Below are 20,577 nucleotides of genomic sequence, written 5' to 3'. Positions count from 1 at the left end.
GTGCTCTTTATCAATTAGAGTGGTTAATGTTAACAGTATTGGAGGTAAAACAAATAGGAGGAAATTTATCATGGCAGTTATTACTATGAAACAATTGCTTGAAGCTGGTGTACATTTCGGACATCAGACACGTCGTTGGAACCCAAAAATGAAGAGATATATCTTCACTGAGAGAAACGGCATCTACATCATTGATCTACAAAAAACAGTTAAAAAGGTTGCAGAAGCTTACGACTTCGTTAAAAGTGTTTCTGAAGACGGCGGAAAAGTACTTTTCGTTGGTACTAAGAAGCAGGCTCAGGATGCAATCAAAGAAGAAGCTGAAAGAGCTGGACAGCTTTATGTGAACCAAAGATGGCTCGGTGGTATTCTGACTAACTATAAAACAATTTCAAAACGTATCAGACGTATTGATGAAATTGAAAAAATGGAAGCAGACGGTATCTTCGATGTACTTCCTAAAAAAGAAGTTGGAGAACTTCGTAAAGAATATGATCGTTTGATTAAATTCCTTGGCGGTATCCGTGATATGAAAGAAATGCCTAAAGCATTATTCATCGTGGACCCAAGAAAAGAACGCAATGCGATTGCAGAAGCGAAAAAATTAAACATTCCTATCGTTGCGATGGTTGATACTAACTGTGACCCGGATGAAATAGACTACGTTATCCCTGCAAACGATGATGCAATTCGTGCAGTACGCCTGATGACTGGTAAAATGGCAGATGCTGTTTTAGAAGGACAGCAAGGTGTTTCCAATGAAGATGTTGCTGAAGAGCAGAACATTGATTTGAACGAAGAAGCTGCAGAAGCAACTGAAGAAAAAAGCGATAACGAATAATAGTGCAATAACGGTGATAAGTAATGACTCTTATCACCTTTTTTAAAATAAATACCTGGGAGGACTATGAATGGCTATTACAGCAAAATTAGTAAAAGAACTTCGTGAAAAAACTGGTGCTGGTATGATGGACTGCAAAAAAGCACTTCAAGAAACTGATGGAGATATCGATAAAGCGATTGACTTCCTTCGTGAAAAAGGAATCGCGAAAGCTGCTAAAAAAGCAGACCGTGTTGCTGCAGAAGGAACTGTATATGTTCAATCTAAAGGTAACGATGCAGTAATCGTTGAAATCAATTCCGAAACAGACTTCGTTGCACGTAACGAAGGATTCCAAAAACTTGTTAAGGATATTGCGGACCACATTCTTGAAACTAAACCTGCAGATCTTGAAACTTTAAATAAATCTGAAATCAACGGTCAGGCTGTTGAAGACAGAATGACAGAAGAAGTTTCTAAAATCGGTGAAAAACTGACTCTTAGAAGATTTGAAATCAAAACTAAAACAGACAATGATTCATTCGGTGAATATCTGCATTTAGGCGGACGTATCGGTGTATTAGCGACTGTTGAAGGTACAACTGATGCTTCTATCGCTAAAGATGTAGCAATGCATGCAGCTGCTTTAAACCCTAAGTTTGTATCTAAAGAGCAGGTATCTGAAGATGAGCTGAATCATGAAAGAGAAATCTTAAGAACTCAGGCACTTAACGAAGGTAAACCTGAAAAAATCGTTGATAAAATGGTTGAAGGAAGAATGCGTAAGTACCTTGAAGAAATCTGCATGGTTGACCAGCCGTTTGTTAAAGATTCAGACGTAACAGTTGAAAAATTCTTGAGCCAGCATAATGCGACTCTTAAAGACTTTGTACGTTTCGAAGTCGGCGAAGGTATTGAAAAAAGAGAAGATAACTTTGCTGAAGAAGTAATGGGTCAAGTGAATAAATAATAAATTAAGACACTTCGGTGTCTTTTTTTCTAAAAAATAATAACTGATTATGAATAGTGAGGAGAAGTGTTATGGCTGAAACTTCCGAATACAAACGCATTGTTTTAAAATTGAGCGGTGAGGCACTTGCGGGTGATGACGGCTTTGGTATTAACCCGGTTGTAATTAAAAATATCGCAAGCCAGGTGGCAGATGCAAAAAAACTTGGTGTTGAGATTGCAGTAATCGTCGGCGGCGGCAACATATGGAGAGGTAAAGTCGGCAGTGACTTAGGCATGGACCGTGGCACAGCGGATTATATGGGAATGCTTGCTACAGTGATGAACTCACTTGCACTGCAGGACAGTCTTGAACAGCTGGACTGCGAAACACGTGTATTAACATCGATTGAGATGAAACAGGTTGCTGAACCTTATATTAGAAGAAGAGCAATCCGCCACCTTGAAAAAGGCCGCATCGTTATATTTGCTGCAGGAATCGGTAACCCGTATTTCTCTACGGATACTACAGCGGCATTAAGAGCTGCAGAAGTGGAAGCTGATGTTATTTTAATGGGTAAAAATAATGTTGACGGTGTTTATTCAGCAGATCCTAAACTTGATGATTCTGCGTTTAAGTATGATAACTTAACATACATGGAAATGCTGCAGGAGAATTTACAAGTCATGGATTCAACAGCATCATCATTCTGTATGGACAACGATATCCCACTTGTGGTATTTTCAATTACAGAAGAAGGTAATATCAAACGAGCTGTATCGGGAGAGACAATCGGTACAACGATTAAAAAGTAACGGGAGAGAAAACTATGAGTGAAGCAGTTTTGAAAGATGCACGAGGAAAAATGCAGAAATCGCTTGAAAGTTTGAATAAGGAACTTGCCTCAATTCGTACAGGACAGGCAAATGCAAGTCTTTTGGACCGTGTCACTGTTGATTATTACGGTGCTCAGACACCTGTCAATCAGCTTGCGACAATCAGTGTACCGGAAGCAAGAATGCTGACAGTAACACCATATGACAAGAGTTCAGTGGACGATGTGTTGAAAGCAATTCAAAAAGCAGATTTAGGTGTCAATCCGACAAGTGACGGTACTTTAATTCGCATTACTGTACCTCAATTGACAGAAGAACGCCGTAAAGAATTTGTTAAAGATGCACGGAAAATCGGAGAAGAGTCCAAAGTGGCAATTCGTAATATCCGTCGTGATGCCAATGATAAGCTGAAAAGCCTGCAAAAAGACGGTGAACTTTCCGAGGACGATTTGAGAGGCTATAATGACGATGTACAGTCACTGACCAACGACTTTATTAAACAAGTTGATGCATTATGTGATGATAAAGAGAAAGATATTTTGGCAGTTTAATCTTCACTATTTTAAAGGCGGGAATTTTCCTGCCTTTTTTATATGCGCTTTTAATCAGGAACGATGATTTATAAAGAATCTTTTTTACCGACTTAGTCCCACTGCAATGCACATCATCCGAATATTGTTGAGGGGTTTCTTACAGGCTGTGTTCATTCCCGTAAAATAATCGATAGTGTGTTACAATAAATTGATTGAGGACACATATGTATCATTGTATACTTATTATTATAATCATTTTGGAGGTTTACCTAATATGTTTGGGAAGAAAAAGAAAGAAGATAAAGTAGACAAAAATCTACCTGAACATATCGCTATCATCATGGATGGTAATGGACGATATGCCAAAAAACGAAACAGGCCGCGGATACATGGTCATTATGAGGGAATGCAGAATGTGAAGCGGATTACCAGGCATGCCTCTGATATCGGAATTAAGTTTTTAACACTGTATGCATTTTCAACAGAGAACTGGGCACGTCCAAAAAGTGAAGTCAGCTACCTGATGAAACTGCCCGGCGATTTTCTCGGGACTTTCCTTCCGGAATTGATTGAGAAAAATGTTAAAGTAACGACAATCGGCCACCTTGAAGCACTGCCTTCACACACTGTAAAGGCGGTAAGTGAAGCTGTTGAAAAAACAAAAATGAATACCGGATTGAATCTTGTATTCGCTTTGAACTACGGCGGCCGTGATGAAATGGCAGATGCGTTTCAACATATGTATAAAGAAATTGAAGCTGGTGTATTGTCACCTGAAGATATTTCTGCAGATACGATTGACCAGTATTTAATGACAAAAAATATACCGGATCCGGAAATGATTATTAGAACAAGCGGAGAGTACCGGCTGTCGAACTTTTTATTATGGCAGTCATCATACAGCGAGCTGTTCTTTTCAGAAACAAACTGGCCGGAATTTTCAAGTGATGAACTGGATGACTTAATTACACAGTATCGAACGCGTGAGCGTCGCTTTGGGGGCTTAAGCGAGGAAGGGTGAGATGATGAAAACTAGAACAATAACGGCTATTATTGCTTTACTTCTCTTTGTACCGATAGTAGTCGTAGGTTCTTTGCCAATGCTGATATTGGTTTATTTATTATCGTTTACAGCTTTATATGAGATTTTAAAGATGAACCGTATACATATTTTCTCGATTCCCGGCATACTATCACTTATTGCTTTATTTATTATTATGATGCCGGAAGTTTCATATTCTTATGAGAGCTATATTACTGATGTACAGGTTGATCTGATTATAGTAATGGCACTGTTAATGCTGAGTTTTACAGTAGTGAGTAAAAACCGCTTCTCCTTCGTTGATATGGGTTTTTGTGTTCTTGCGGTGGCTTATATCGGTATTGGTTTTATGTATTTTTATGAAACACGTGAAGCGGGACTGATTTATATTTTATACGCACTGCTGATTGTCTGGGTTACAGATACCGGAGCGTACTTGTTCGGCCGCGCCATCGGCCGGCGTAAGCTCTGGCCGCAGATCAGCCCTAATAAAACCATAGAAGGATTTGCCGGCGGAATATTTTCAAGTGTGATTCTTGCCCTGGTATTTTATTTCTTCGGCTGGATTGATAACCTGCCTGTTGTTCTTTTAATCGTGTTCACAATGGTATTAAGTGTGGCGGGTCAGCTCGGGGATTTGGTTGAATCTGCATTGAAGCGTCACTTTGATGTGAAAGATTCAGGGAGAATTCTTCCCGGACACGGCGGAGTATTAGACCGTTTTGACAGTTTTATATTCGTTCTTCCTTTAATGAATATTCTGCCGTTAATCGTTTAAAATAAGGAGTACAAGTATGAAGAAAATATCAATTCTCGGTGCCAGCGGGTCAATTGGAACCCAGGCGCTTGAGGTTATTCGCAATAATCCGAACGAATTTAAATTAATAAGTGTATCCGTCGGAAAAAATATTCAAAGACTAAAGAATATTATTGATGAATTTTCTCCGGAACTCGTTTCAGTGTCAGAAGCGTCTGATGCAAAAATCATTGCAGAGGCATTCCCTGATATCAGTGTAGAGTACGGCGGGGCAGGCCTTCATGCGGTAGCGTGTGATGATTCGGATATGCTGCTCACTGCAGTCATGGGCAGTGTCGGCTTATCTCCGACACTTGCTGCTGTTGAAAAAGGGAAGGATATTGCGCTCGCCAACAAAGAAACGCTCGTTGCTGCTGGTGACATTGTCATGTCCCGTGCACGGGAGAAGAATGTTAATATTATTCCCGTTGACTCAGAGCATTCCGCAATTTTTCAATGCTTGAGAGGTGAGTCGCTGAAAGAAGTCAGCAAAATCATTTTAACTGCAAGCGGCGGATCATTCCGGGATTTATCACGTCATGAATTAAAAGATGTGACCCGTGAACAGGCTCTCGCGCATCCGAACTGGGCAATGGGTGAGAAAATTACAATTGATTCAGCGACAATGATGAATAAAGGACTTGAAGTCATTGAAGCTAAATGGCTCTTTGATCTTGATGTTGATCAGATTACGACCATCCTGCACCGTGAAAGTACCATTCATTCTATGGTGGAATTTGTTGATAACAGCATTATGGCACAGATGGGGAACTCAGATATGAAGACAGCAATTCAATTTGCATTCAGTCATCCTGAACGGCTGCCGATGCATAATCCGATGGATTTCAGTCAGTTATCAACGCTGAATTTCAAACAGATGGATTATGAACGCTTCCGGCTGCTGGATTTGAGCTATCAGGCACTGAGAACAGGCGGGACAATGCCTGCGGTGATGAATGCAGCCAATGAATTTGCTGTGTCGGAATTCTTAAAAGGAAGTATTTCTTTTCTTGATATTGAGAAGATAGTAGAATCACGGATGGATGCCCATCAAGTGGTGGCGAATCCTGATTTAGAAACAATTTTACATTATGACAAACTGTACAAGTCTGATATGAGGTGATTAAATGACCGGCATTTTAGCTTTTATCGTCGTTTTTGGTGTGCTGGTTACAGTTCATGAGCTGGGCCATTTGATCTTTGCCAAACGAGCGGGAATTATGTGCCCCGAATTTGCGATCGGCATGGGGCCGAAAATATTTTCCTATAAGTATAACGATACATTATATACCATACGTCTTCTGCCCGTCGGCGGTTATGTACGTATGGCTTCAAATGACATGGAGACCAACCCCTTAAATGCAGGGATGCGGATCCAGTTAAAAGTAAACAACGAGAATGAAATTACACATATACTTCTTGATGACAAGCACAATTTTACAAACATTGAAGAAGTAGAGGTCGTTTCTTCGGATTTAAGTAAGGAAATGGTTGTCACTGCGACACGCCTTCATGACCAGGAGGAAATTACGTATCATATCGCTGATGAAGCGTATTATGTTGAAAATTCCGACCTTGAAAGAATCGCACCGCAGTCTGCAAGATTTGAATCAAAATCAGTATGGAAGAGGTTTATGACACTTTTTGCAGGACCGTTATTTAATTTCCTGCTGGCGTTTGTATTATTTGTACTTCTTTTTTACATTCAAGGCAGACCGTCCGATGAACCTGTTGCGGGTCTGATTGGTGAAGATTCTCCTGCAGAAGAAGCGGGCCTTGAAGTCGGTGATAGAATTGATTCAATCAACGGCACAGAAATCAGAGACTGGGATCATATGACGGAAGTGATTCAAAGTGAGGGAGATACGGAACTGACTCTTGAAACAACACGTGACAGTGAAAACCGTACACTTGAATTAACACCTGAAGTTATGAGTAATGAACTGCCTGACGGGGAAGTCGTCGAAAGGCTGATTATTGGAATCGGACAGGACAGGGAAACAGGTACAGTTGCACCGATATGGTGGGGTCTCGAGCAGACTTATGCAATGAGTACATTAATCTTTGAACTGGTCGGCCAGCTGTTCTTCAGTATTTTTGACGGGACGTTTTCATTTGATATGCTGAACGGGCCGGTCGGAATTTATAAAGTGACCGAAGAAGTGGCGGCACAGGGCTTGATTACATTAATCAACTTTACAGCAGTGTTGAGTGTTAACCTTGGTATTATGAATTTACTGCCGATTCCGGCACTTGACGGCGGACGTATTTTATTTGTCCTGTATGAAGGAATCTTCAGAAAGCCGCTGAACAGAAAAGTTGAAATCAATATACAATTACTAGGTGTTTTATTCCTGCTGGTGATTATGGTACTGGTAACTTGGAATGACATCAAAACATTTTTCCTATAGGAGTGAACTGTAATGAGACAATCGCAAATGTTTATACCAACATTAAGAGAAACACCACAGGATGCGGAGAGTCTAAGTCACCGTTTAATGTTAAAATCAGGAATGATTAAGCAGATGGCAAGTGGTATTTATTCTTACCTGCCGATTACAAAACTTGTTTTGAATAATATTGAACAGATTGTACGTGAAGAAATGAATGGCATCGGCGGTGTTGAAATCCACATGCCGGTACTGCATCCAAAGGAACTATGGGAAGAATCCGGGCGCTGGCAGGCGTATGGTAAAGAACTGATGAGAATAAATGACCGGCACGACCGTGAGTTTGCGCTCGGCCCGACGCACGAAGAAATGATTACTGCACTTTTACGTGATGAGCTGAAAAGTTATAAGAAGCTGCCGCTCACTTTATTTCAAATTCAGACAAAATTTCGTGATGAATTAAGACCGAGATACGGACTTTTAAGAGGACGCGAATTTATCATGAAGGATGCATACTCATTTCATGTAGATAAAGAATCACTTGATGTGACTTATAATGATATGTATCAGGCATATTCAAAAATATTTTCAAGAGTGAATTTAAATTACCGTGCAGTCGAAGCGGATTCCGGTGCTATCGGCGGGAGCCACACGCATGAGTTTATGGCGCTTGCGGATATTGGTGAAGATACCATTGTATTTACTGAAGATGATGATTATGCAGCGAATATTGAAAAAGCACCATGCGTAGAAACAGAAAAGCCTTCCGGTGAGTTTAAGACACTTGAAAAAGTGAGCACACCTGGTGTTAAGAGCTGTCAGGATCTCGCGGACTTTTTAAATATACCGCTTAAAAATACAACAAAAACAATGGTCCTTAAATCAGAAGATGAACTGATTATGCTGTTATTGCGGGGGGATCATGAATTAAACGATATTAAAGTGAAATCCTATTTTGGAATCGAAGAGATGACATTGGCGGATGAAGCGGACATTATTGAGCAGTTTAATGCTTCACCAGGCAGTCTCGGTCCTGTGAATACAAAGGTTAAGGTGTATGTGGATTATCAGGTGAAAAGCATGTCAGATTATCCGACAGGTGCGAATGAAACGGATGTGCATTTCATTAATGTCAATCATGAACGTGATTTTGATGTTGAAGGGTACGGGGACTTCCGTTTTATTACAGAAGGAGAATATCTTCCTGACGGCAGTGGACCGGTTAAATTCATGCGCGGGATTGAAGTCGGCCAGGTGTTTCAGCTGGGTACGAAATATTCAGAAGCAATGGGCTTGAATGTACTTAATGAGAACGGCAGAAGTGTACCTGTATTAATGGGCTGTTACGGTATCGGGATTTCACGGACTCTGTCTGCGATTATTGAAAGTCATCATGATGACAAAGGAATTATCTGGCCGAAAAATGTGGCGCCGTTTGATATTCATGTTGTGACTGCGAACCCTAAAGATAAAGCTGCCGCTGAAGCTGCTGAAGCCATTTATGAAACACTGAAGAAGGAATACAAGGTACTGTATGATGACCGTAAAGAGCGCGCAGGTGTTAAATTTGCAGACTCCGACTTAATCGGGCTGCCGTACCGTGTTGTTGTCGGCCGCGGTATTAAAGATGGTATTGTTGAAGTGAAGGCACGGAGCGGAGAAGAGTCACAAGAGGTTCCGGTCGATGAACTGGTATCTTTCTTAAATGCAAATTATTAAGTTGTTTTACAATTAAACAACACCTTTATAGGAGTGTTGACCATGCACGGCAAGGAACAGTTTGAAATATTATTAAAACAAGCGGATATTAACTTAAATGAGCACCTCAACAGCGGGGTGCTCAAAAAAATTGTGTCATTTGATGAGGAACGGCGTTTTGAGTTCCATCTCCATTTTGACCGGATGATCCCGTCAAGTATGCGTCAGTTGATGGAGGCAAATATTAAAGAAGCGTTTAAAGGTATTGCGGATACAAAGCTTGTTGTAACAAGTGATTCATTCGATGAGCAGCGGATTATTGACTACCTCGAAATGATGCTTGATACCATCAATGTCAACCAAAATGTGAAGTTCCAGCTTTTGAATTGTGATAAGGCTTATAAGGATGGAAGACTGATATTTTCAGTGCAGAATGAGATAGCACAAAGTCATTTCAATAAGCATATTAACGGAAATTTAAAAGATATCTATACTGAGTACGGCATGCCGTTTGATGAAATCGCATTTGAAGTCGATTCAACACTTGATGAAAATTTAAGAAATGAACTTGAAGAACGTTTGAAAAAAGAAAAAACCGAACTCGTTCAGAACTTTATTTCTCATCAGGAAGAGTTGAAGGATAGAGAAGTGAATGAAGATATTAAAGTTGAAAAGCAGATCGGCAAGCCGCTTACTTTTGATGGTGTCAGACCGCTTCAAAATGTAATAGATGAAGAATTCAATGTTAAGATAGAAGGTTTAATTTTCGACAAAGAAGTCAAAGAGACCCGGACGGGCAGAAAAATACTGACGGTGAAGCTGACGGATTATACAGATTCCATCGCATGTAAAATGTTTTCGCGGCATAACAAGGATGATGACTTGGTCTTTGATGCATTGAGCGAGAATGACTGGGTGATTATTGAAGGTAACGTTGAATACGATGAATTCATGAAGGACATGGTTTTATTAATCAAGAACCTGACTGCAGTGAAGAAGAAGAAAAAAACAGATCCGTTTGATGACAAGCGTGTTGAACTGCACCTTCATTCATCCATGAGTCAGATGGATGCACTTAAAAATATTGAAGAATATGTTGCACGTGCAAAGGAATACGGGCACGGTGCCATTGCCGTTACAGATCATAATAATGTGCAGGCTTATCCGGATGCATATTATGCGGGTCAGAAACACGGGGTTAAAATTCTCTACGGTATGGAGGGACTCCTCGTTGATGACGGTGTCCAGATTGCCTACCTGCCGCAGGATATTGTTCTTGATGAACATGAATTTGTAGTATTTGATGTTGAGACGACCGGCTTGTCTTCAAAATATGACCAGATCATTGAACTTGCGGGCGTTAAAGTGAAGAACGGGGAAATCATCGATAAATTTGAACGCTTCAGTAATCCGAATGAACCGCTGACAGAAACTATTAAAGAAATTACCGGCATTACTGATGATATGCTTGTTGACGCACCGCCGATCAGCGAAGTGATTACCGACTTCAAAGAGTGGGTCGGTGATGCGGTATTTGTTGCACACAATGCATCATTCGATATGGGCTTTATTGAAGCGGCCTATCAGAGGGAAGGCTTTGGGAGCTACACAAACGGTGTCATTGATACGCTCGAATTGTCGCGTACAGTAAATACGGACTTTAAAAAGCACGGACTCAATATTCTCGCAAAAAAATACAATGTCGAACTGACACAGCATCACCGTGCCATTTATGATGCGGAAGCGACTGCGTATATATTTATAAAAATGCTGCAGCAGATTAAATCTCTCGGTATTACGAATCATAAGGAAATAAATACGAAGCTTGCCAAAGAAGACGCATATAAAAGGGCAATGCCTTCCCACATTACGCTTCTTGTACAGACACAGGAAGGGTTAAAAAACCTGTTTAAGATTGTATCTCATTCTCTGACGGATCATTTTTACCGGACACCGAGAATAAAAAAACAGGTCCTTGAAACATACAGAGAAGGTATTCTAATCGGCAGTGCATGTGATCAGGGTGAAGTATTTACTGCAATGATGCAGAAACCTTACGAGGAAGCAAAAGAAGCGGCGAAGTTTTATGATTATCTCGAGGTGTTTCCAAAAGCGCTGTATTCACGTCTTCTGGAACGGGAGATAGTCAGAAGCGAAGAGACGCTTGAAGAGATTATTATGAATATTATAAAACTCGGCCGGGAGCTTGATAAACCGGTTGTTGCGACAGGAAATGTACATTATCTGGATCCGTCTGATAAACTGTGCCGTGAAATACTCGTGAAAAGTAATCCGGGTAATCCGCTCAGCAGAGGGAACCTGCCGGATGCGCATTTCAGAACAACAGCGGAAATGTATGATGAATTTGCTTTTCTTGATGAAAAGTTAAAAAGAGAAATTATTATTGATGCACCGCAAAGAGTGGCAGCAATGATTGATGATATAAAACCGATTAAAGATGACCTGTATACGCCGAATATTGACGGTGCCAACGAAGAAATCAGAGAGCTCAGCTACAATAATGCGAAGTCTATCTACGGAGAGGACCTTCCTAATCTTGTTGTTGAGCGTCTGGAAAAAGAACTCGACAGTATTATCGGTAACGGCTTCAGTGTTATTTACTTAATCAGTCAAAAACTCGTTAAGAAATCTTTGGACGATGGGTACCTGGTAGGTTCCAGGGGATCGGTCGGTTCAAGTTTTGTCGCAACGATGACAGAAATTACAGAAGTAAATCCGCTGCCTCCGCATTATATATGTGGAAACTGTAAAACAACAGAGTTTTTCACAGACGGCAGTGTGTCATCGGGTTATGACCTTCCGGATAAAGAATGTGAAACATGCGGGCAGGCTCTCATAAAAGACGGTCAGGATATCCCGTTTGAAACATTCCTTGGTTTTAAAGGGGATAAAGTACCGGATATTGATTTGAACTTCAGTGGTGACTACCAGCCGAGAGCACATAATTACACGAAAGAATTATTCGGGGAGGATTATGTGTTTCGTGCCGGCACTATCGGTACGGTGGCTGAAAAGACGGCGTACGGTTATGTGAAGGGATATATGAATGATCATGGAATCTCACGGCGCGGTGCTGAAGTCGACCGTCTTGTGAAAGGATGCAGCGGTGTTAAGCGTACGACAGGCCAGCACCCGGGCGGGATTATTGTTGTGCCGGATTATATGGATATTTTTGATTTTACACCAATCCAGTATCCGGCCGATGCAGTAGATTCCGAATGGAAAACAACACACTTTGATTTCCACTCTATCCATGATAATATTTTGAAACTTGATATACTCGGACACGATGATCCCACTATGATACGTATGCTTCAGGACTTGTCCGGTATTGATCCGAAAACCATTCCGGTTGACGATAAGGAAACGATGATGCTGTTCAGTTCTCCAAGATCGCTCGGAGTTAAGGAAGATGACATACTGTGCCGGACGGGGACACTCGGTGTGCCTGAATTTGGAACAGGGTTTGTCCGTCAGATGCTTGAAGACACGAGGCCGTCCACTTTCAGTGAGCTCGTTCAGATATCCGGATTGTCCCACGGTACGGATGTATGGCTCGGCAATGCACAGGACTTAATACGCCAGGGAACCTGTGACTTGAAAAATGTTATCGGCTGCCGGGATGATATTATGGTGACCTTGATGTATAAAGGGCTTGAACCGTCACTTGCTTTTAACATTATGGAGAAAGTGAGAAAAGGTAAAGGTCTGACAGAAGAGCATGAAGCGGCGATGATTGAGAACGGTGTGGAAAGATGGTACATCGAATCATGTAAGAAAATAAAGTACATGTTCCCGAAAGCGCACGCCGCAGCATATGTATTAATGGCAGTGCGTATTGCATATTTTAAAGTGCATCATCCTTTATTTTATTATGCGAGTTATTTCACTGTCCGTGCATCGGACTTTGATTTACTGACGATGGTGAAAGATAAATCAACCATCCGTCATAAAGTAAAAGAAATGAACAGTATGTTTCATGATTTATCAAAGAAAGAGAAAGATACACTTGTTGTATTGGAAATTGTGAATGAAATGGCCCACCGCGGTTATAAAATGGCACCGGTCAATGTTGAAAAATCCGACGCTTTTGAATTTAAGATTGAAGGCGACTCATTGATTCCGCCGTTTATCGCAGTACCGGGACTCGGTGCAAGTGTTGCACAGAGAATCGTCGACACCCGGGTGACAGAACCGTTTATTTCCAAAGAAGATTTGAATAAACGTGCCGGGGTATCCCAGAAAATTATCGATTATATGACAGCACTTGGATCTCTGGATCATCTTCCGGATAAGGCGCAGTTATCGATTTTTGACATTTAAGATTCATTTGCATGACAATTTTTGTTATGTTATAATTACTTTGATATTAATACTCAGAGAAGCGAGGAGAAGAACGGGGTTACCCGTTCTTTTCTTACGTTTATAAGGAGGCGATTTTAAAGTGAATCACACAGAGCAAAAAGTATTTGACCATGTGAAACCAATCATTGAAACACTTAACTTTAAATTGATTGAAGTCAATTATGTCAAAGAAGGTCCTGATTATTTCCTGAGGCTTTACCTGGATAAAAAAGGCGGTATTTCTTTAGAGGACTGTGCTGCTGCAAGTGAAGTTTTAAGTGAAAAGCTGGATGAATGGGATATCATTCAAGGGGCATACTTTTTAGATGTGTCATCGCCTGGAGCGGAAAGACCGATTAAAGATGATGATGATTTAGAAATGACACTGAATAACGGTATTTATGTGAAAACATACCAGCAGATTAACGGAATGAAGGAATGGACAGGCATATTGACGTCTTATGACGGAGGCACTGTCACAATTGAGTACAAAGATAAAACACGAAAGAAAACAGTGACTGTAGACAGAGATAAGATTGCAACAATAAGAAAAGCTGTTTTATTATGATGGGAGGAATTAAAAAGTGAATCAGGAACTATTGAATGCGATTGACTATTTAGAAAAGGAAAAAAGCATTCCGAGAGAGGTGCTCTTTGAAACGCTTGAAGCGGCACTGATTACAGCATATAAAAAGAATTATACGCAGCATAAAAATGTCCGCGTGGACTTGAATGTTGAAAGCGGCACATACCGGGTGATTTCACGCAAGGATGTTGTGGAGGAAGTAGAAGATTCAACAGCTGAAATCGACCTTGAGTCTGCACGTATGACAAACCCTGCTTATGAAATCGGTGACCCGTTTGATGAAGATGTGACACCTAAAGATTTCAACCGTGTCGGTGCACAGGCAGCGAAACAGGCAGTAATGCAGCGTTTACGTGACGCAGAACGGGGTATTTTGTATGATGAGTTCATTAATAAGGAAGACGAAGTGATGACAGGTCTGATTGACCGTGTCGACCATCGTTTTGTTTATATTCAACTCGGACGTACAGATGCTGTCTTGTCTGAATCTGAACGTATGCCGAACGAAACATATACACCGAATGAACGGATTAAAGTATATGTCAATAAAGTTGAGCAGACAACAAAAGGACCACAGATTTTTGTATCACGTACACATCCGAATTTGTTAAAACGTTTATTTGAAAAGGAAGTACCTGAAATTTACGACGGTACTGTTGAAGTGATGAGTGTTGCCAGAGAAGCAGGCGAACGTTCAAAAATCAGTGTGCATGCAGAAAACAGCGATGTTGATGCTGTCGGTTCATGTGTCGGTGCAAGAGGTGCTCGTGTTGAAGCAATTGTGAATGAATTGTCCGGCGAGAAAATCGACATTGTTCTTTGGGATAAGGATCCTAAAGTGTTTGTTAAAAATGCGCTGAGTCCTTCTCAAGTTGTTGATGTTATTGTTGATGAAGAAAACCAGTCGACAGTAGTGATTGTACCGGATAACCAGCTGTCTCTTGCAATCGGTAAACGCGGTCAAAATGCGCGTCTTGCTGCGAAGTTAACCGGCTGGAAGATTGATATTAAGTCTGCTTCAGATGCAGCTGAAGAGGGCATTATTGAAGAAGAATGAGCAGGTGATTAAACTTGGCTAAAAAAATTCCACTTAGGAAATGCATTTTAACCAATGAAATGCATCCTAAAAAAGACTTAATCCGAATTGTCGTAACTAAGGAAGGCGAAATATTTGTCGACCCTACCGGTAAGAAAAACGGACGCGGCAGTTATGTGGTAAAGGACTTGCAGAAAGTTGAAAATGCAAGAAATAAAAAAGTACTTGAAAAAAAACTCGGCAGAGATCCCGAATCATTGGTGTCTGTATATGATGAAATCATCCGCCTGATTTATAGAGAGGATATTCCAAAACGATGACAGATCCGCTTTTAAACTTACTCGGGCTCATTAAGCGTGCCGGAAAAATGCAGAATGGTGAAGAAAAAACGCTGGATGCGATTAAACGTCAGCAGGCGAGTGTTATTTTTCTGGCCAGTGATGCGGGTACAAGTACAACGAAGAAAATTAAAGATAAATCTAAGTTTTATAAAGTACAAGTGATAGACCAATACACCAAAGAAGAGCTCAGCAGTGCAACCGGCGCCGGAAACCGGGTCGTTCTTGCGGTGGTGGATAAAGGATTTGGGAAAAAGTGTCTGGAGCTTGCAGGGAAAGGAAAGTGATTCAATGAGTAAAATCAGAATCCACGAGTATGCAAAAGAGGTAAAAGCTTCAACAAAAGATATTATGGATTTCTTAAAGACAAAAGGCATTGAAGCTAAGAGCCATATGCGTTCATTAGAAGATAAAGAAGTCAAAATGCTGGATGCGAAGTTTAAAAAATCAGCATCCAAAGATTCTAAAAAAGACAACAAGAATACTTCCGGCAAGAAAGACAACAATGCTAAGAAAAATAATAAGAATCAGCAGAACAAAAAGCAGAATACTGCTAAAAATAATGACAAAAAGCCTCAAAAAGAAGCACCTAAAGAACCGGAAAGTAAAACCTTCACTTATGAAGAAGGTATTACAGTCGGTGAGTTAGCTGAAAAGCTTGGAGTAGATGCATCTAAAGTGATTAAAGATTTATTTATGGTAGGGGTAATGGCAAACATTAACCAGTCGCTTGAAAATGAATCTGTTGAACTGATTGCAGACAACTACGGTTTCACTCCGGAGCTTGAAGTGGTTGTTGATGATACGGATTTAGAGCATTACTTTAACTTGAGTGATGATATGTCTGAAGAAAGACCAAGTGTTGTAACAATTATGGGGCACGTTGACCATGGTAAAACAACGCTTCTTGACTCCATACGCCATACGAAAGTGACTGCCGGCGAAGCAGGCGGAATCACACAGCATATCGGTGCGTATCAAATTGAGTCGGGCGGTAAGAAAATCACATTCCTTGATACACCAGGTCACGCAGCATTTACAACAATGCGTGCACGCGGTGCGCAGGTGACTGATATTACAATTCTTGTTGTGGCTGCAGATGATGGTGTTATGCCTCAGACTATTGAAGCAATCAACCATGCGAAAGCAGCAGAAGTGCCGATTATTGTTGCAGTAAATAAAATCGATAAGCCGACAGCAAATCCTGACCGTGTAATGACTGAACTTGGTGAACATGGTCTGTATCCAGAAGACTGGGGCGGCGACACTATTTTCGTACCACTTTCTGCATTGAGCGGAGAAGGTATTGATGATTTAATCGAAATGATTACACTTGTCGGTGAGGTTGCGGAACTGAAAACAGAATCGAACCGTCCTGCAATCGGTACGGTAATTGAAGCGGAACTTGATAAATCACGCGGTCCCGCAGCATCACTCCTTGTTCAGCACGGAACTCTTAAAGTCGGGGACTCTGTAGTTGTCGGCAACACTTACGGTAAAGTCCGGGCAATGACAAGCGATACAGGTGCACGGATTAATAATGCCGGTCCTTCAATACCGGTTGAGATTACAGGATTGAATGATGTGCCTCAGGCAGGCGACCGTTTTGTTGTATTTGAAGACGATAAAAAAGCCCGTTCAATCGGTGAATTACGTCACGAAAATCAAATCCTGAAAGATCGTGAACAGACTCAGAAAGTCAGCCTTGATAATTTATTTGAACAAATGAAAGAAGGCGAAATGAAAGACTTGAATCTGATTATTAAAGGGGATGTGCAGGGTTCTGTTGAAGCATTGAATGCGTCATTGATGAAAATTGACGTTGAAGGTGTTAATATCAGAATTATCCACACAGGTGTCGGCGCGATTAACGAATCGGACGTGACACTTGCGAATGCTTCAAATGCAATCATTATCGGTTTTAACGTGAGACCGGATACTAATGCGAAGAAAGCGGCAGACCAGGAAAATGTGGATATGAGACTTCACCGCATTATCTATAAAGTCATCGAAGAAATCGAACAGGCGATGAAAGGGATGCTTGATCCTGAGTACGAAGAAAAAATCATCGGTAACGTTGAAGTCAGACAGACATTCAAAGTATCTAAAATCGGTACAATCGCCGGTTCTTATGTTACAGACGGTAAGATTACACGTGACTCTACTGTCCGCATAATTCGTAACGGTGTTGTCATTTATGAAGGTGAACTTGATGCGCTGAAGAGATTCCAGGATGATGCGAAAGAGGTTTCTGCAGGTTATGAGTGTGGTATCACGATTAAGAACTTCAATGACATTAAAGAAGGCGACCAGATTGAGCCTTATGTCATGGTTGAGATTGAAAGGTGATCTAAATGAGTAACAGAAGTGAAAGAGTATCAGAAGAAATTAAAAAAGTAGTCAGTGAGGCACTGCGTACTAAAGTCGATGATAAAGATATCGGCATGGTGACAGTGACTGATGTTGAATTGACAACAGAACTTGAAAATGCAACGATTTACTACACATCATTCAATGATAATAAAGAAAAAGTACAGGCGGCACTGGACCGTGCAAAAGGTCTTGTACGTTCAGAGGTGGCAAGAAGTATCCGTCTGAGAAAAGCACCTGAATTATTCTTTAAATATGATACGTCCATTGAATACGGTCATAAAATTGAATCATTACTGAATGATATAAAAGAAAAGTAAGAAGAAAAGGCAGACTCAGAATTTTGAGTTTGCCTATTTTTTTTGAATGGATTATACTAATTTTGGTCATAAAGACGAAAGTAAGGAGAATACAAATGTACCATGGTGTAATCCCCATATATAAAGAGGCTGGAATGACCAGCCATGATGTTGTATTTAAAGCACGAAAAATTTTAGGAATGAAAAAAATCGGACATACAGGGACACTTGATCCCGATGTTACAGGGGTGCTGCCGCTGGTTCTCGGTCAGGCGACAAAGCTTACGGAATATATGCAGGAGCGGGACAAGGCATACACCGCTGAAGTGACACTCGGGGTTTCTACAGTGACAGAAGATGCTTCAGGCGAGGTTATTGAACAGGCTGAAGTGCCGGAATTGGACACTGCAGAAATTGATAAAGCGATTCAGTCATTTACAGGAGAATATCATCAGCAGGTGCCGCTTTATTCTTCAGTGAAAGTGAACGGAAAAAAGCTTTATGAATATGCACGGGCAGGGATAGAAGTTGAAAGACCTGTCAAAACAGTGTTTATAAAAGACATTGAAAGAACTGATGACATTGTAAGGAAGGACGGTACACTTACATTTAACATTGAGGTGCTGTGTACTAAAGGGACATATATACGTACACTCGCTGTGGATATCGGGAAAAAGCTCGGGGTGCCTGCACATATGTCACATCTGGTTCGAAATGCATCATGTGGATTTACTATCAGTCAGGCAGTCACTCTTTCAGAGCTCAGTGAAATGAATCCGGAAGAAGTGATTCAGCCGGTTGAAAATATTATTACTGAAGAAAATACCATTCATATTTCTGATGAAGATTTATTTTTCAAAATCAGGAACGGGCAGAAAATATATAAAAATGATATGATTAAATATGTTGATGGTTCATCTGTGACTTCAGGATATATTGTCTTTAAGCACGAGGGAAAAGTGATTGCCCTTTATATGGAACACCCGAAAAAACCGGATGAACTGAAACCATTTAAAATGTTTACAAGTGATATTGATATATAAGGCGGTTAAATAATGCAGACGTTTAGATTACATCATCCCAATGATATTAAATTGACTGATATAGAAGAAAGTGCGACGGCAATTGGTTTTTTTGACGGGCTTCACAGAGGACATCAATCCGTGATTGATGAAATGAGCAGAATTGCAGAAGAAAAAGGATTAAAAAAAGCTGTAATGACATTTGATCCCCACCCGTCAGTTGTACTGAATCCAAAGCAGCAGAGAACCACATATGTTACACCGCTTGATGTGAAACTGGATATGCTTGAAAAAAAAGGAATTGATTACTGTTTTATTATTCATTTTTCAAGCAGCTTTGCATCACTGGACCCGGATTACTTTGTTCAGGAGTACATTATCGGCTCCAGAATCAATACCTTAATCGCAGGGTTCGATTTTACTTACGGATATAAAGGTCGCGGCAATATAAACACTTTGGCGGACTATGATGAATTTACAGTCAGAGTCATCGACAAGTGTGAGTGCAGCGGTTCAGAGGCTAAAATATCAACGACAAAAATCCGTGAAGACTTATCTGAAGGAAATATTCAGGATGTAAATGATGCGCTTGGAAGAACTTATTCTGTCAGCGGTCTCGTTGTTCAGGGTGAAAAAAGAGGCAGGACAATCGGGTTTCCGACAGCCAATATTGAATCGGAATACCGGTACTTTCTGCCGCGTAACGGTGTTTACGCAGTAACGCTTAGGCTGAATAATGAAGGTACGTTGTTGAAAGGGGTATGTAATGTCGGAGTTAAGCCGACTTTCCATGACTCAGCGGTAAAGCCGTCGATAGAAGTACACCTCTTTGATTTTGACCGGAGTATATACGGTGAGAGCGTCACTGTTTACTGGCATGAATTTATCAGGGATGAGAAGAAATTTAACGGCATTGAAGAACTTGTTGCCCAGATTACTAAAGACAAGGATACAGCTGAAACATTATTATCGGAAGTCAGCTTGTCGGAACCTGCAGTATAATTGAGTAGAATTATTTCTGCACTCATTTTATATCAAGGGAATGATTAAATAGGAATAATCTCTTGAAAATACAAGATGATTTCTGTATACTTAGTCAAGTGCCTTATCTTGGCAGTTAGAAACTCCGACGACTGCTCGGGTACAGGTGAATATTATTTATTTAAGGAGGCGCTAAACATGGCAATTACACAAGAGCGCAAAAATCAATTAATCGAAGAATACCGTGTTCACGAAAGTGATACTGGTTCTCCGGAAGTACAAATCGCTGTACTGACTGCAGAAATCACTACACTTAACGAACATTTGAAAGTACACAAGAAAGACCACCATTCAAGACGTGGACTTTTGAAAATGGTCGGCCGCAGAAAACACCTGCTGACTTACCTTCGTGAAAAAGATATTCAAAGATACCGTGAACTTATCGGCAGACTTGGTCTTCGCCGCTAATCTCACACTTAAGGCATATCCGACAAACAGGATATGCCTTTTTATATA

General features: G+C 40.7%; 19 protein-coding genes. All 19 read left to right on the top strand.

Annotated features, from left to right (window positions below; all coding sequences use genetic code 11):
* Positions 1-70: 70 nt before the first annotated feature.
* The 19 genes from rpsB (at position 71) to rpsO (ending at position 20,529) form a co-directional block, all read left to right on the top strand.
* Positions 71-841, top strand: a complete 771-nt coding sequence (gene rpsB, locus ACFSX4_RS04640; RefSeq protein ID WP_377772028.1) for a 30S ribosomal protein S2 — start codon at positions 71-73, stop codon at positions 839-841.
* 70 nt (positions 842-911) lie between these two features.
* A complete protein-coding gene (gene tsf / locus ACFSX4_RS04635; RefSeq protein ID WP_377772026.1) occupies positions 912-1,790 on the top strand; it encodes a translation elongation factor Ts in 879 nt (292 codons plus the stop codon).
* Between the two features lie 71 nt (positions 1,791-1,861).
* Entirely contained in the window at positions 1,862-2,584 is a 723-nt protein-coding gene (gene pyrH / locus ACFSX4_RS04630; protein ID WP_377772024.1) for a UMP kinase, read from the top strand.
* 14 nt (positions 2,585-2,598) lie between these two features.
* Entirely contained in the window at positions 2,599-3,156 is a 558-nt protein-coding gene (gene frr, locus ACFSX4_RS04625; RefSeq protein WP_377772022.1) for a ribosome recycling factor, read from the top strand.
* Between the two features lie 256 nt (positions 3,157-3,412).
* On the top strand, positions 3,413-4,159 hold the full coding sequence (locus ACFSX4_RS04620) for an isoprenyl transferase (RefSeq protein ID WP_377772020.1): 747 nt from the start codon (positions 3,413-3,415) through the stop codon (positions 4,157-4,159).
* Between the two features lie 4 nt (positions 4,160-4,163).
* Positions 4,164-4,958: a phosphatidate cytidylyltransferase gene (locus tag ACFSX4_RS04615; protein WP_377772018.1), complete on the top strand. Its 795-nt coding sequence runs from the start codon at positions 4,164-4,166 to the stop codon at positions 4,956-4,958.
* Between the two features lie 16 nt (positions 4,959-4,974).
* Complete coding sequence (locus ACFSX4_RS04610) at positions 4,975-6,099, top strand: 1-deoxy-D-xylulose-5-phosphate reductoisomerase (protein ID WP_377772016.1); 1,125 nt, start codon at positions 4,975-4,977, stop codon at positions 6,097-6,099.
* A 4-nt stretch (positions 6,100-6,103) separates the two neighbouring features.
* On the top strand, positions 6,104-7,387 hold the full coding sequence (gene rseP / locus ACFSX4_RS04605) for an RIP metalloprotease RseP (protein ID WP_377772014.1): 1,284 nt from the start codon (positions 6,104-6,106) through the stop codon (positions 7,385-7,387).
* 12 nt (positions 7,388-7,399) lie between these two features.
* A complete protein-coding gene (locus tag ACFSX4_RS04600; RefSeq protein ID WP_377772012.1) occupies positions 7,400-9,085 on the top strand; it encodes a proline--tRNA ligase in 1,686 nt (561 codons plus the stop codon).
* A gap of 42 nt (positions 9,086-9,127) precedes the next feature.
* Positions 9,128-13,408: a PolC-type DNA polymerase III gene (locus ACFSX4_RS04595; protein WP_377772010.1), complete on the top strand. Its 4,281-nt coding sequence runs from the start codon at positions 9,128-9,130 to the stop codon at positions 13,406-13,408.
* Positions 13,409-13,529: 121 nt separating this feature from the next.
* Complete coding sequence (gene rimP / locus ACFSX4_RS04590) at positions 13,530-13,997, top strand: ribosome maturation factor RimP (RefSeq protein ID WP_377772008.1); 468 nt, start codon at positions 13,530-13,532, stop codon at positions 13,995-13,997.
* 16 nt (positions 13,998-14,013) lie between these two features.
* Positions 14,014-15,072: a transcription termination factor NusA gene (nusA, locus tag ACFSX4_RS04585; protein WP_377772006.1), complete on the top strand. Its 1,059-nt coding sequence runs from the start codon at positions 14,014-14,016 to the stop codon at positions 15,070-15,072.
* 14 nt (positions 15,073-15,086) lie between these two features.
* Positions 15,087-15,371 (top strand): RNase P modulator RnpM, encoded by a 285-nt coding sequence (gene rnpM / locus ACFSX4_RS04580; protein WP_377772004.1) that lies wholly within the window; start codon positions 15,087-15,089, stop codon positions 15,369-15,371.
* Positions 15,368-15,676, top strand: a complete 309-nt coding sequence (locus ACFSX4_RS04575) for a L7Ae/L30e/S12e/Gadd45 family ribosomal protein (protein ID WP_377772002.1) — start codon at positions 15,368-15,370, stop codon at positions 15,674-15,676. The genes rnpM and ACFSX4_RS04575 overlap by 4 nt, the downstream gene beginning before the upstream one ends.
* Before the next feature lie 4 nt (positions 15,677-15,680).
* The gene (infB, locus tag ACFSX4_RS04570; protein WP_377772000.1) at positions 15,681-17,738 is read left to right on the top strand and encodes a translation initiation factor IF-2; all 2,058 of its coding nucleotides are present in this window, start codon (positions 15,681-15,683) and stop codon (positions 17,736-17,738) included.
* A gap of 5 nt (positions 17,739-17,743) precedes the next feature.
* On the top strand, positions 17,744-18,079 hold the full coding sequence (gene rbfA / locus ACFSX4_RS04565) for a 30S ribosome-binding factor RbfA (protein WP_377771998.1): 336 nt from the start codon (positions 17,744-17,746) through the stop codon (positions 18,077-18,079).
* Between the two features lie 95 nt (positions 18,080-18,174).
* On the top strand, positions 18,175-19,101 hold the full coding sequence (gene truB / locus ACFSX4_RS04560) for a tRNA pseudouridine(55) synthase TruB (protein WP_377771996.1): 927 nt from the start codon (positions 18,175-18,177) through the stop codon (positions 19,099-19,101).
* A gap of 12 nt (positions 19,102-19,113) precedes the next feature.
* A complete protein-coding gene (locus ACFSX4_RS04555; protein ID WP_377771994.1) occupies positions 19,114-20,082 on the top strand; it encodes a bifunctional riboflavin kinase/FAD synthetase in 969 nt (322 codons plus the stop codon).
* 177 nt (positions 20,083-20,259) lie between these two features.
* The gene (rpsO, locus tag ACFSX4_RS04550; protein WP_377771992.1) at positions 20,260-20,529 is read left to right on the top strand and encodes a 30S ribosomal protein S15; all 270 of its coding nucleotides are present in this window, start codon (positions 20,260-20,262) and stop codon (positions 20,527-20,529) included.
* The last annotated feature ends 48 nt before the right edge of the window (positions 20,530-20,577 follow it).

The organism is Corticicoccus populi, from assembly GCF_042686195.1.
Lineage (GTDB): Bacteria > Bacillota > Bacilli > Staphylococcales > Salinicoccaceae > Corticicoccus > Corticicoccus populi.
The sequence above is the reverse complement of the archived record's forward strand: the minus strand, read 5'-3'. Positions and strand labels throughout refer to the sequence as shown.

What these genes read in the sequence shown, in the direction of transcription:
- truB (WP_377771996.1), top strand. Translation starts at nt 18,175, where the DNA reads ATGTACCATGGTGTAATCCCCATATATAAAGAGGCTGGAATGACCAGC.
- rseP (WP_377772014.1), top strand. Translation starts at nt 6,104, where the DNA reads ATGACCGGCATTTTAGCTTTTATCGTCGTTTTTGGTGTGCTGGTTACA.
- ACFSX4_RS04555 (WP_377771994.1), top strand. Translation starts at nt 19,114, where the DNA reads ATGCAGACGTTTAGATTACATCATCCCAATGATATTAAATTGACTGAT.
- ACFSX4_RS04575 (WP_377772002.1), top strand. Translation starts at nt 15,368, where the DNA reads ATGACAGATCCGCTTTTAAACTTACTCGGGCTCATTAAGCGTGCCGGA.
- rbfA (WP_377771998.1), top strand. Translation starts at nt 17,744, where the DNA reads ATGAGTAACAGAAGTGAAAGAGTATCAGAAGAAATTAAAAAAGTAGTC.
- ACFSX4_RS04615 (WP_377772018.1), top strand. Translation starts at nt 4,164, where the DNA reads ATGAAAACTAGAACAATAACGGCTATTATTGCTTTACTTCTCTTTGTA.
- ACFSX4_RS04595 (WP_377772010.1), top strand. Translation starts at nt 9,128, where the DNA reads ATGCACGGCAAGGAACAGTTTGAAATATTATTAAAACAAGCGGATATT.
- pyrH (WP_377772024.1), top strand. Translation starts at nt 1,862, where the DNA reads ATGGCTGAAACTTCCGAATACAAACGCATTGTTTTAAAATTGAGCGGT.
- ACFSX4_RS04610 (WP_377772016.1), top strand. Translation starts at nt 4,975, where the DNA reads ATGAAGAAAATATCAATTCTCGGTGCCAGCGGGTCAATTGGAACCCAG.
- infB (WP_377772000.1), top strand. Translation starts at nt 15,681, where the DNA reads ATGAGTAAAATCAGAATCCACGAGTATGCAAAAGAGGTAAAAGCTTCA.
- tsf (WP_377772026.1), top strand. Translation starts at nt 912, where the DNA reads ATGGCTATTACAGCAAAATTAGTAAAAGAACTTCGTGAAAAAACTGGT.
- ACFSX4_RS04620 (WP_377772020.1), top strand. Translation starts at nt 3,413, where the DNA reads ATGTTTGGGAAGAAAAAGAAAGAAGATAAAGTAGACAAAAATCTACCT.
- frr (WP_377772022.1), top strand. Translation starts at nt 2,599, where the DNA reads ATGAGTGAAGCAGTTTTGAAAGATGCACGAGGAAAAATGCAGAAATCG.
- rpsB (WP_377772028.1), top strand. Translation starts at nt 71, where the DNA reads ATGGCAGTTATTACTATGAAACAATTGCTTGAAGCTGGTGTACATTTC.
- rpsO (WP_377771992.1), top strand. Translation starts at nt 20,260, where the DNA reads ATGGCAATTACACAAGAGCGCAAAAATCAATTAATCGAAGAATACCGT.
- ACFSX4_RS04600 (WP_377772012.1), top strand. Translation starts at nt 7,400, where the DNA reads ATGAGACAATCGCAAATGTTTATACCAACATTAAGAGAAACACCACAG.